The organism is Blastococcus sp. SYSU D00695 (assembly GCF_054050555.1).
Genome location: NZ_JBJGZP010000028.1, coordinates 34016 through 45709 on the forward strand (window position 1 = coordinate 34016; position 11694 = coordinate 45709).

The 11694-nt window shown below is 79.0% G+C and carries 9 protein-coding genes; 4 read left to right on the forward strand and 5 right to left on the reverse strand.

The genetic code is table 11. From position 1 onward, the window contains the following. Positions 1-12: 12 nt before the first annotated feature. Positions 13-3393, reverse strand: a complete 3381-nt coding sequence (locus ACI781_RS16290; RefSeq protein WP_456567168.1) for a BTAD domain-containing putative transcriptional regulator — start codon at positions 3391-3393, stop codon at positions 13-15. Positions 3394-3558: 165 nt separating this feature from the next. On the opposite strand from ACI781_RS16290, the gene ACI781_RS16295 reads away from it, so the two are divergent. Further along, positions 3559-5034 carry an FAD-binding oxidoreductase gene (locus ACI781_RS16295; protein WP_456567169.1) on the forward strand — a complete coding sequence of 492 codons (1476 nt, stop codon included), beginning with the start codon at positions 3559-3561 and terminating at the stop codon, positions 5032-5034. Positions 5035-5104: 70 nt separating this feature from the next. Here the strand turns inward: ACI781_RS16295 and ACI781_RS16300 are convergent, their stop codons facing one another. Next, positions 5105-6811, reverse strand: a complete 1707-nt coding sequence (locus ACI781_RS16300; RefSeq protein ID WP_456567170.1) for an FAD-binding oxidoreductase — start codon at positions 6809-6811, stop codon at positions 5105-5107. A gap of 15 nt (positions 6812-6826) precedes the next feature. Here ACI781_RS16300 and ACI781_RS16305 point away from each other — a divergent pair, with 15 nt between their 5' ends. Continuing rightward, positions 6827-8353, forward strand: a complete 1527-nt coding sequence (locus tag ACI781_RS16305; protein WP_456567171.1) for a glycerol-3-phosphate dehydrogenase/oxidase — start codon at positions 6827-6829, stop codon at positions 8351-8353. Positions 8354-8421: 68 nt separating this feature from the next. After that, entirely contained in the window at positions 8422-9219 is a 798-nt protein-coding gene (locus tag ACI781_RS16310) for a methyltransferase domain-containing protein (protein WP_456567172.1), read from the forward strand. Positions 9220-9375: 156 nt separating this feature from the next. Here ACI781_RS16310 and ACI781_RS16315 read toward each other — a convergent pair whose 3' ends face one another. Beyond that, positions 9376-10131 (reverse strand): MerR family transcriptional regulator, encoded by a 756-nt coding sequence (locus ACI781_RS16315; protein WP_456567173.1) that lies wholly within the window; start codon positions 10129-10131, stop codon positions 9376-9378. Between the two features lie 57 nt (positions 10132-10188). Continuing rightward, positions 10189-10581: an antibiotic biosynthesis monooxygenase family protein gene (locus tag ACI781_RS16320; protein WP_456567174.1), complete on the reverse strand. Its 393-nt coding sequence runs from the start codon at positions 10579-10581 to the stop codon at positions 10189-10191. A gap of 76 nt (positions 10582-10657) precedes the next feature. Between ACI781_RS16320 and ACI781_RS16325 the strand changes: the two genes are divergently transcribed. Then, the gene (locus tag ACI781_RS16325) at positions 10658-11215 is read left to right on the forward strand and encodes a TetR/AcrR family transcriptional regulator (protein ID WP_456567175.1); all 558 of its coding nucleotides are present in this window, start codon (positions 10658-10660) and stop codon (positions 11213-11215) included. Here the strand turns inward: ACI781_RS16325 and ACI781_RS16330 are convergent. Next, positions 11212-11694: GGDEF domain-containing protein (locus tag ACI781_RS16330; RefSeq protein WP_456567176.1), on the reverse strand; the 483-nt coding region annotated here is incomplete at its 5' end. The genes ACI781_RS16325 and ACI781_RS16330 overlap by 4 nt on opposite strands.

Consider the following 11694-nt stretch of genomic DNA (forward strand, 5'->3'; position numbering starts at 1 on the left):
GCCGGCCCGCTCTCAGGCGGACTCGGCCGGCGACGGACGGCGGCGCGGCGGGCGGCGGGCCGCGGACTCCGGCACCCGCGCCAGGTGCGCCTCGGCGACGGCGACCTGCTGGGGTGAGCCCACGGCCTGCCCCTGCCGCCGCGCCGCCTGCCACCACTCCCGGGCGGCCACCGTGTCGCCGTGGTACTCCGCGACCCGGCCGAGCACCTCGTCGTAGGAGCCCAGCGTGAGCGCGGGGGTGCCCAGCACCGCCTGCCGGCCGCGGAAGGGCAGCAGCTGCACGACGGCCATCTCCACCTCGGGCTCGTCCCCCAGCAGCAGCGCCGTCTCGGCCTCCAGCAGCAGCGCCACGTCGCTGGCCCAGTCCCGCACCTGCGTGCGGCCCCAGCGGCGGCGCAGCCGGCGCGCCTCGGCCAGGTCGCCGGACCCGGCCGCCGCCAGCACCGCCATCAGCTGCAGCAGCGGGCTGCCCTCGTCGCCGGTCTCGACCAGCAGCCCGATCGCCTCCGGCAGCCGGCCGTCGGCGCGGCGCAGCGTGAACTGGTGGGCGGCGTAGGCGTGCCGCGCGTGCGGCGTCACCCGCCGGTACAGCTCGTAGGCCTCGGTGGACAGCTCCTCGGCGCGCTCACCGTCGCCCCGCAGCCAGGCGGCGCCGGCCTGCTGCCAGAGCACGTGCGGGCGGACCTCCGGGCCCGACAGCGACGCGGACAGGCGCGCCCCGGCGTCCAGGTCCTCCTCGAACCCGCGCCGGTCGGCCAGGTGCAGCCGCACGGCCGCGCGGTGCAGGCGGGCGAAGAACTCGGTGCGCCGCGGCAGGCCCCGGCCGGCCAGGGCGAGGGCCTCGTCGGTGGCCGCCAGCCGGAGCTCGGCCGCGCCGGGGCGGCCCCACACGGCCAGCGACTGGTTGTTGAGCACCCGCCCGAGCAGCTCCGGGTCGCCGAGCCCGCGGGCCAGCTCCACCGCCTCCTCGGCGTAGCGCGGGCCGCGCTGCAGGTCGGCGCTGAAGGCGAGCTCCACGCCCAGGGTGCCCAGCAGCCGCGCGGTCAGCCGGTCGCGCTCGGCGTCGTCGGCGTCGGGCGCGATGTCGTCGCGGTGCTCGAGCAGCTCCTCCAGCAGGGCGACCATCGCGTGGTCGACGACGCCGTGCGGCCGCCAGTTCCACAGCGTGGGCGACCCCCACACCGACGCCGCCTCCAGCAGGCAGCGCCGGTCGCCCAGCTGCCGGGCCACGGTGATGGCCTCGCCCAGCACCTCGCGCGCCTCGGTCCGCTGCCCGCTGCGCAGCAGGTCGTCCCCGAGGGCGGTGAGCAGGTCGTGCCGGGTGCGGGCGGCGTCCGGCGCGGCGGGGTCGATCAGCTGCAGGGCGCGGCGGGTGTGCGCGGCCGCCTCCCCGTGCGCGAGCCGGGCGCGGGCGGCCTCGGCGGCGGCCGCGGAGTACCGGCGCGCCGGGCCGGTGCCGGCGACCGGGACGGCCTCGACGAAGTGGTGCGCCAGCCGCTCGACCACGGTGTCGTCGCCGCCGCGCTGCTCCAGGGCGGCGCCGAGCCGGGCGTGCAGCCGGGCCCGGGGCAGCGCGCCCAGCTCGGCCGCGAGCACCTCCTGCACCAGGGCGTGGGCGAACCGCCAGCTCCACGGCGCCGCGCCGGGCACGACCAGGCCGAGGGCCATCGCCGACTCCAGCGCCGGCAGCGCCTCCTCGGCCGGGGCGCCGGCGCCCTCCAGCAGGTCCAGGGTCACGTCGCGGCCGGCCAGGGCGGCCAGCTCCAGGACGCCCCGCGTCTCGGCGGGCAGCCGCTGCAGGCGCCGGTGCAGCACCTCCTGCACCGAGGGCGGCACCGCACCGCGGCCGCCCTCCTGCGTGCCGGCCATCCAGCGGGTGAGCTCGACGACGAAGAAGGGGTTGCCCGCGGTGCGGTCGTGCACCGTCTCGGCCAGCGCCGGGGCGGCCGCCGCGCCCAGCCGGTCGGCCAGCAGCGCGGCGACGTCGTCGGCGTCCAGGCCCTCCAGCCGCAGCCGGCTGGCCGCCGGTTCCCGGCCGAGGCGGGCCAGGCAGTCGGTGACGGCCGCGGGGAGCTCCTCGCCGACGTCGCGCACGGTGACCAGCACGACCAGCGGCAGCGCGGGCAGGTGCCGGGCGACCAGCGACAGCAGCTGCACCGAGGTGGTGTCGGCCCCCTGCAGGTCGTCGAGGACGACGAGCACCGGCTGCCGGGACGCGGCGGCGGTCAGCCGGGCGCCAAGGTCCTCGAACAGCCGGTACCGGGCGTCGTCCGGGTCCTCCTCGGCCGTCGGGGTGAGCCGCTCCTGCCCCAGCGCGGCCAGCACCTGCGTCCACGGCCACAGCGCGGGCGCACCGGCGTCGTCCGCGCAGCGGCTCCAGGCCACCGCCCACCCGGCGGCGCGGGCCACCTCGGCGGCGGCCTCGGCCAGCCGGGTCTTGCCGATCCCCGCCTCCCCGCCGACGACGACCACCGCGGGCCGCCCGTGCGCGGCGATGTCCAGCGACACCCGCAGCTGGGCGAGCTCCACGGTCCGCCCGACCAGCGACTCGGGCGCGGGCGCCGGCACGGGCGCGACGGCCGGCGCCGGGGCGGGCAGCGTGGCCAGCCGCGGCCGGGGCACCCGCTCGGTCAGCTTCGGGTCCTGGCGCAGCACCGCCTGCTCCAGGTCGCGCAGCTCCGGCCCGGGGTCGATGCCCAGCTCGTCGCGCAGCAGCTCGGCGCACCGGCGCAGCGCGTCCAGGGCGTCGGCCTGCCGGTCGGCGGCGTACAGCGCCGTCACCAGCCGGGCCCACAGGCGCTCGCGCAGCGGGTGCTCGGCGACCAGGCGCTGCAGGTCGGGGACGGCGGCGTCCGGGCGCCCCGCGGCCAGCAGCGCGTCGCAGCGGCGCTCCCGGGCCCGCACGTACAGCTCGGTCAGCCGCAGCCGGTCGGTGGCCGCGGCCGGCTGGTCACCCAGCTCCGCGAGGGGCTCGCCGCGCCACAGGCCCAGCGCCTCGTCCAGCAGCGCCGCGCCCCGCTCGGCGTCGCCGGCGCCCACCGCCCGGTCGCCCTCCTCGAGCAGCTGGGCGAAGCGCAGGCTGTCCAGCTGCTCCGGGCCGACCTGCAGCAGGTACCCCGGGGGGCGGGTCAGCAGCACCGTGGGCGGCTGCCGCGGCCCGCGGTCGGGCTCCAGCACGCGGCGCAGGTGCGAGACGTAGGCCTGCAGCGTGCCCGTGACGGTGGGCGGCGGGTCGTCGCCCCACAGGGTGGCGACGATCCGGTCCAGGCCCACGGCGCGGCCGGGCTCGGACAGCAGCAGGGTCAGCAGCGCGCGCGGCTTCGCGCCGCCGACGTCCAGCGGCCGGCCCTCGGGGTCGGTGACCTCCAGCGGGCCCAGCACGCGGTAGTGCACGGCGAGCGAGTCTCCCAGAGCGGCACCCGATCGGGAACCTCCCGGGCGGGATGTCGCCCGCGAGGGGTGGCCGGCGGGTGCGGTCCCCGCAAGCGCGGTCCAAGTGGCGGTCAAGGCGGCGCGGCCAGGGTCGGCGGCATCCGATCCCCCGCCGAGGAGCCCCCGATGATCCCCGCCCCCCGCACCAGCGGCCCGCTCACCGCGGCCGCCGCCCACGTCCCCGCCCCCGCCGTCCCCGCCCCTGCCGTCCCCGCCGCGGACGTCGAGGAACTGCGCGGCCGGGTGCACGGCCCCGTGTACGCGGCGGGCGACGACGGCCTGGCCGCCGAGGTCGCCACCTGGAACCTGGCCGTGCGGCACACCCCCGCCCTCGCCGTCGGGGCCACGTGCGCCGCCGACGTCGTCGCCGCCGTCCAGTTCGCCGTCGCCCACGGCCTGCCGGTCGCGGTCCAGGCCACCGGGCACGGGCCGGTCCGCGACGCGGCGGGGGCCCTGGTGGTCACCACCCGCCGCATGCAGGGGGTCGCGGTGGACCCGCACCGGCGGACCGCCCGCGTCCAGGCCGGCGTGCGCTGGGCCGCGGTGCTGGAGGCGGCGGCCGAGCACGGGCTCGCCGGGCTGTGCGGCTCGTCGTCCGACGTCGGGGTCGTCGGGTACACCCTCGGCGGCGGCCTGGGCCCGCTCGGCCGCCGCTTCGGCTTCGCCGCCGACACCGTGCAGGCGGTCGAGATCGTCACCGCCGACGGCACGCTGCGCCGGGTCGACGCGACCACCGACCCGGAGCTGTTCTGGGCCGTCCGCGGCGGCAAGGGCTCCTTCGGCGTGGTCACCGCGATCGAGATCGGGCTCGTCCCGCTGCGCTCGGTCCTCGGCGGTGGCGTCTTCTTCGCCGCCGAGGACGCCGCGGCGGTGCTGCACGCCTACCGCGCCTGGGCGCCGACGCTGCCGGAGGAGGCGAGCAGCTCGATCGCCGTCCTGCGGCTGCCCCCGCTGCCGGAGCTGCCGCCGCCGCTGCAGGGGCAGACGGTGGTGCACCTGCGCTACGTGTACACCGGCGAGGACCCGGCCGAGGGCGAGCGGCTGCTCGCGCCGATGACCGCCGCCGGGCGGGTCGTGCTCGGCGCGGTCACCCCGCTGCTGACCACCGAGCTGGACGCCGTCCACATGGACCCGCGCGACCCGATGCCCGCCTGGGAGAAGGGCATGCTGCTGGCCGACCTGCCCGCCGAGGCCGTCGACGCCTTCCTCGCCGCCGCCGGCCCCGACGCGCCGGTGCCGCTGGCGATGGCCGAGATCCGGCAGCTGGGCGGCGCGCTGGCCCGGCAGCCCGCGGTGCCCAACGCCGTCTCCGGACGGTCCGGTGCCTGGTCGGTGATGCTCATCGGGCCGCTGCTGCCGGAGCTGGCCGACGTCGTGCCCGCCGCCGGCCGCGGGGTGCTCGCGGCGCTGCGGCCCTGGGCGGCGCCCGGGTGCCTGGTCAACTTCCTCGGCGACGTCCGCGGCCCCGACGAGGTGCTGGCCGCCTGGGCGCCGGCCGATACCGAGCGGCTGCTGGCGGTCAAGCGGGCCGTGGACCCGGCCGACGTGTTCAGCGGCGGGCACGCGCTGCGCGAGCGGGCCGTCGGTGCCGCGGCCGGCTGAGCGCCCGCCGCGGTGGCTGCGCCGGCGGGCCGCGCTGCGCGCCCGGCCCGCCGCGGTCCTGCTGCCCGCCTCAGTCGGGCAGCAGGACGCCGGGGTTGCAGATGCCGGTGGGGTCCAGCCGCTGCTTCACCGCGCGCAGGACCTCCACGCCCAGCGGGCCGACCTCGCGCTCCAGCCAGGGGCGGTGGTCGGCGCCGACGGCGTGGTGGTGGGTGAGGGTGCCCCCGGCGGCCAGCAGCGCGTCGGTGGCGTCCCGCTTGGCCGCCAGCCACTGCTGGATGGGCAGGTCGTCGTCCCGGTCGGCGAGCACCGTCACGTACAGGGAGGCGCCCGTCGGGTAGCCGTGCGAGACGTGGCCGAGCACCAGCGGCCGGGAGTCGCCGCGGGTGAGTGAGCGGGTCAGGGCCCGGCGGACGGCGTCGTACACGACCGGCAGCGCCGACCAGGTCGCCGCCGTCTCCAGGGTCTCCACCAGCAGCCCGGCGTCCATCAGCCGGTCGCGCAGGTAGGGCCCCTCGAACCGGTGCCGCCGCCAGGACTCGCCGACCCGCCGGCCGACGCGGACGGCGCCGCCCTCGCGCAGCACCGACGCGGCCGCACGCCGACGGGCCCGCACCAGCGTGGGCAGCCCCTCCCAGCCCACGACCAGCAGGCAGCCCGCACCGCGCCCGCGGGCCCGCAGCGAGGCGCGCAGCACGCGGGCGCCGGTGCCGCCGGCCATGAGCAGGTTGGCGCGCGTCTCGTCGCCGTCGGACAGCCGGACGACGTCGGGCAGCAGGTCGTGCCGGGCCAGGCGCTGCAGGCCGGCCAGGCCGGCGGCCCAGCTGCGGAACGACCACCCCTCGTAGGCCGTGCTGCGCGGCCGGGGCCGCACCCGCAGCCGCAGCTCGGTGATGACCCCGAGCGCGCCCTCCGAGCCCAGCGCCAGCCCCAGCAGGTCCGGTCCGGCGGCCGACGCCGGCGGGGAGCCCAGCTCCAGGACGCCGGCCGGGGTGGCCAGGGTCAGCCCGGCGACCAGGTCGTCGAACCGGCCGACGCCGGTCGAGGCCTGCCCGGCCGAGCGGGTCGCCGCGTACCCGCCGAGGGTGGCGAACTCCCAGCTCTGCGGCAGGTGGCCGAGGGTGAGCCCGTCGCCGGCCAGCGCCTCCTCCAGCGCCGGCCCGCGCATGCCGGGGCCGACGGTGACCAGCGAGGAGGGGACGTCGATCTCGCGGACCGAGGCCATCCGCCGCAGGTCCAGCGCCACCGACGGCCGGTCGTCGGGGTCCGTCCCGGACAGCCCGCCGACCACGCTGGTGCCGCCGCCGAACGGGACGACGACGACCTGGTGCTCCGCGCACAGCGCCAGCAGGGCCGCGGTCTCCGCGGTGTCGCCGGGGGTGACGACCGCGTCGGGGGCGTCGGAGGCGTCGCCCTCCCGCCGGCGCAGCAGGTCCAGGTAGCTCTTGCCGCCGGTGTGCCGCAGCCGCGGCTCCCGGTCGGTGGTCACGTGCTCGGCGCCGAGCAGGTCGGTCAGCGCGGTGAGCGCGGCCTGCGGCAGCCGGCTGGGTGCCAGGCGCACCTCGGCCACCCGCACGGCCGGCGTGGCCCGGGGCGTCCAGCCCAGCTCGCGGGCCAGGTGCCGGCGCGCCGCCCGGGGCAGCGCGGTGGCCAGGTCGGGGTCGCGGGCCAGCTCCAGCGAGCCCTCGGCGTCCTCCCCCGTCCCCTCCTGGACCGTCGCCACGCGGGAGGCCCCCGGCCCCCAGCCCTGGATCGTCAGTTCCGGTTGCTCGGGCACGGCTACAGTCTGCCGGTGGCTCGCGAGGTGGTGGTCCCCGGCGCGCTGACCGCGGCGCGACGAGCCGCTGACCTGGACTTTCTCGCCGGCGGGTCGGTCGACGTGGTGGTCGTCGGCGGGGGCGTGACCGGGGCCGGGGTGGCGCTGGACGCGGCGTCGCGGGGGCTGACGGTGGCGCTGCTGGAGCGGGCGGACCTCGCCTCGGGCACCAGCCGGTGGTCGTCGAAGCTGGTGCACGGCGGCCTGCGCTACCTCGCCCACGGGGAGCTCGGCCTGGCCCGGGAGTCCGCCCGCGAGCGCGCCGTCCTCCTGGGGGTCACCGCGCCGCACCTGGTCCGGCCGCTGCCGTTCCTCGTGCCCGACGTCGCCGGGCGGGACGTGACCGCGCTGGCCGAGCTGGGTGGCCGGCTGGGCGACGCGGTGCGGCTGTCGGTGCCCGGCGGCCGGGGGTCGCTGCCCTCGACCGCCCGCGTGGGCGCGGCGGAGGTGGCGCGGGCGGTGCCCGCGGTGCGGCCCGGGCGGGGCGGCGTCGTCTTCTGGGACGGGCAGCTGGCCGACGACGCCCGGCTGGTGGTCGCGGTGGCGCGGACGGCGGCGGCCTGCGGCGCGCGGGTCGTGACCGGGGCGGCGGTGACGGGCGTGTCCGGCGGGGTGGTCACGGTGGCCCCGGACGACGGGGCGCCGTTCGAGCTGCGCGCCGGCGTGGTGGTCAACGCGGCCGGGGTCTGGGCGCAGCGGCTGGCCCCGGGCGTGCGGCTGGTGCCCTCGCGGGGGTCGCACCTGGTCGTGCGGGCGGACCGGCTGGGCTCGCCTGCCGCGGCCCTGACCGTGCCGCTGCCCGGCTCGCGCTCCCGCTACGTGTTCGCGCTGCCGCAGCCGGGCGGGCTGGTGTACCTGGGGCTCACCGACGAGCCGGTCGCGGGGCCGGTGCCCGACGAGGACCCGGCGCCGTCGGACGCCGAGGTGTCCCAGCTGCTGGACACGGTGAACCGGGTGCTCGCGGCGCCGCTCACCCGCGCCGACGTCGTCGGCTCCTACGCCGGGCTGCGGCCGCTGGTGCTGCCGGCGTCCGCGGGCACCGGGCCCGGTGACGCCACCGCCGACCTGTCCCGCCGGCACCTGCTGTCGGAGGACGGCGGCGTGCTGACCGTCGTCGGCGGGAAGCTCACCACCTACCGGGCGATGGCCGAGGAGACGGTCGACGCCGTGGTGGAGCGGCTCGGCCGGGGTGCGCCGCGGTCGGTGACCGCCCGGCTGCCGCTGGTCGGGGCCGCGCCGCGGGCGGTACTGGCCCGGGTGGGGGCGCCGGCCCGGCTGGTCGCGCGGTACGGCACCGAGGCGCCGGCGGTCGCCGCGCTGGGGGAGGAGCCGCTGGTCGCGGGTCGCCCGGAGACGGTGGGGGAGCTGCGCTTCGCCGTCCGCGCCGAGGGGGCCCGGACGTTCGCCGACCTGCTGGACCGGCGCACCCGCCTGGGGCTGGTGCCCGCCGACCGGGCGGCCGCCGTGGCCGCCGCGGAGGCCGTCCTCGCCGAGCGGCCGTGAGACGACTCCATCCCACTGACTGAGAAGGCTGTTCCGTTCTGTGGGATGGGGGGTCCATGATCCCCGGCATGGACACCTACACGCACGGGCACGCCGAGCCGGTCCTGCAGTCGCACCGCTGGCGGACCGCCGAGAACTCCGCCGGCTACCTGCTGCCGCACCTGCGCCCGGGGACCGACCTGCTCGACGTGGGGTGCGGGCCCGGCACGATCACCGTCGACCTGGCGCGGCGGGTCGCCCCGGGCCGGGTCGTGGGCCTGGACGCCGCCCCCGCCCCGCTGGACGAGGCGCGGGCGCTGGCGGAGCGGGAGGGCGTCGCCGTCTCCTTCGCCGTGGGGGACGTCTACGCGCTCGAGGCCGACGACGACTCCTTCGACGTCGTCCACGCCCACCAGGTGCTGCAGCACCTGACCGATCCGGTCGCGGCGCTGCGTGAGATGGCGCGGGTGTGCCGGCCCGGCGGGGTGGTGGCCGTGCGCGACGTCGACTACGCGACCTTCACCTGGTTCCCGCTCGACCCCGGCCTGGACCGCTGGCTGGAGGTCTACTACGGCGTCGCCCGCGCCAACGACGCCGAGCCCGACGCCGGTCGCCGGCTGCTCTCCTGGGCCCACGCCGCGGGCCTGCGCGACGTCACCGCCACGACGTCGTCCTGGTGCTACGCCTCGCCGCAGGAGCGGGAGTGGTGGGGCACCTCGTGGGCCGGCCGGGCGACGGCGTCGTCCTTCGCCGAGCAGGCCGTGGCCTACGGGCTGGCCGGCGAGGACGACCTGGCGGAGATCGCCGCGGCCTGGCGGCGCTGGGGCGCGGCCGACGACGGCTGGCTGTCGATGACCCACGGCGAGCTGCTCATCCGCGTCCCCTGACCGGGCCCCCGCCCCCCGGCCCCGCCCCCGGCCCCCGCCCCGGCCCCGACGGGTGCCGAGATCGGCGATCTCGGCACCATCGGGGCCTGATGCCGCCGAGATCGCCGATCTCGCGGGGCGGGGCGGGGAGTGGGCCGGGAGTGGGCCGGGGCGGGGTCAGCCGGCCTGGCGGACGGCGTTGGCCTGGACGGCGGTGCTCACCCAGTGCGCGAGTCCCGGCGCGACCGCCTCGTAGGTGGCGGTGAACCGCTCGTCCTCGACGTACATCCGCCCGAGGCCGGCGTGCATCTCCGGCGGGCAGTCGTAGAAGTCCCGGGTGATCTGCTGCCGGTGCTCCTCGGCCAGGTCCATCGCCGGCGCGGAGTCCGGGGCGACGCCGTCCCGCAGCGCCGCGGCCATCCGGCGCGTGAGCTCCTCGCCGTCGGCCTTGATCCGCAGCCAGTCGTCCTTCGTGTAGCCGCGGGTCCGCCGCCGGGACTCCGCGTAGGCGTCGGTCTCGCCCCAGCGCTCGCGCACCTCGGCCTCGTACCGCTGCGGGTCGTGCTCGCCGAACACCTCGAACCGCTCCTCGGGGGTCAGGGAGATCCCCATCTGCCGTGCCTCCATCTCCTTCTCCACGGCCGCGAGCAGCTGCTGGTCGGCCGCCAGCCGGTCCTGGAGCAGCCGGTGCTGCCGGCGCAGGTGCTCCAGGGGATCGGCGTCGGGGTCGTCCAGCAGTGTCGCGACCTCCTCGAGGCCGAACCCGAGCTCGCGGTAGACCAGCACCTGGTGCAGCCGGTCCAGGTCGGCCGCCGAGTACTGCCGGTAGCCGGCGGCGCTGCGCCCCGACGGCGACAGCAGCCCGATCCGGTCGTAGTGGTGCAGCGTGCGCACCGTGACCCCGGTCCGGGCGGCGACCTCTCCCACGTTCACGGGTCCTCCCCTCTCTCGTCGACGGGGACCAGTGCACGGCCTGACGTCGCGTCAGGGTCAAGCGTGATCGGCGGCCGGCGCCCGCGCGAGCGTCGCGTCCACAGTGGGGACGGCGCCGGTGCCGGGCAGGGGCAGGTTGGTGAAGTCCACCAGCCGCTCCCGCCAGGCCCGCATCGCGCCCCGGTGCGGCTCGGCGCGGGCGAATGCCTGCACGGCGGCGTCGTCGTCCCACCAGGAGACGGTGGTGAAGGTGCGGGCCAGCGGCTCGGCGCGCAGCTGCAGCGAGCGGGCGCCGGGGGAGCGCGCGACCTGGCGGCGGATGGCCAGCGACGTCCGGAAGAAGGCCGGGACGTCGCGCAGCCGGCGCAGCCGCAGCCGGGTGACCAGGACGACGCCGGGCCCCTCGGCCGGTCCGGCGGCGGTCCACGGCAGGTCGGGGATCACGGGCACGGCGGCCTCCTCGGGTTGCTTAACAGGTGTAAAGCAGACGGTACGACCGCTCCCTAACACCTGTAAAGTGGGTCGCGTGACGAGGGTGCCGGGGCGGCTGCGGGAGGAGCTGCTGCGGGCGGCGGCGGCGCTGCTGGAGCGGACCGGGGCCGAGGAGGCCGTCACGCTCCGCGCGGTCGCCCGGGAGGCCGGGGTCAGCGCGCCCGCCGTCTACGGCCACTTCGCCGACCTCGACGCGCTGCTCGACGCGGTCGCCGACGACGGCTTCGCCCGCCTGCGGGCCGACGTCCTGGCCGCGGTGACCCCCCTGGACGACCCGGTCGAGCGGCTGGTCGCCGGCTGCCGGGCCTACGTCGAGGCCGGCCTCGCGGCTCCGGCGCGGTACCGGGCGATGTTCGGGCCGCGCCGGCAGCGGGGCGCCGGGGCGTTCGCCGTCCTGGTCGACGGCGTCGCGGCCTGCGCCGCCGCGGGCCGCTCGGCCAGCACCGACCCGGCCGCGGACGCCGCGCTGCTGTGGACGGCCCTGCACGGCGCCGTCACCCTGCGCACCGCCGGCGCCGGGACACCGGAGGCGGACACCGACGCGCTCGTGCGCGCCCTCACCCGGCGGCTGGCGCTGCTCGACCAGCGCTAGCGGCGCCGCGCGCGCTTGACCGCGTACATCGCCTCGTCGGCCCGCCGCAGCAGCGACTCGGCGGTGTCGCTCGGGCGCGACAGGGCGGTGCCGCAGCTGGCCCGCAGGCCGCCGAGCGCGACCTCGATCCGGCCCACGAGGTCGGCGGCGTCCTCGGGCGTCCCGATGCCGGAACACACGACCACGAACTCGTCGCCGCCCATCCGGCCGACCGTGTCGCCGGGCCGGACCACCGAGCGCAGCGCGTCGGCGGTGCGGCGCAGCGCGGCGTCGCCGGCGGCGTGGCCCGCGGTGTCGTTGATCGTCTTGAAGCCGTCCAGGTCGCAGTAGACGACGGCGGCCGGGCTGCGGTCGCGGGGGGGGGGGGGGGGGGGGGGGGGGGGGGGGGGGGGGGGGGGGGGGGGGGGGGGGGGGGGGGGGGGGGGGGGGGGGGGGGGGGGGGGGGGGGGGGGGGGGGGGGGGGGGGGGGGGGGGGGGGG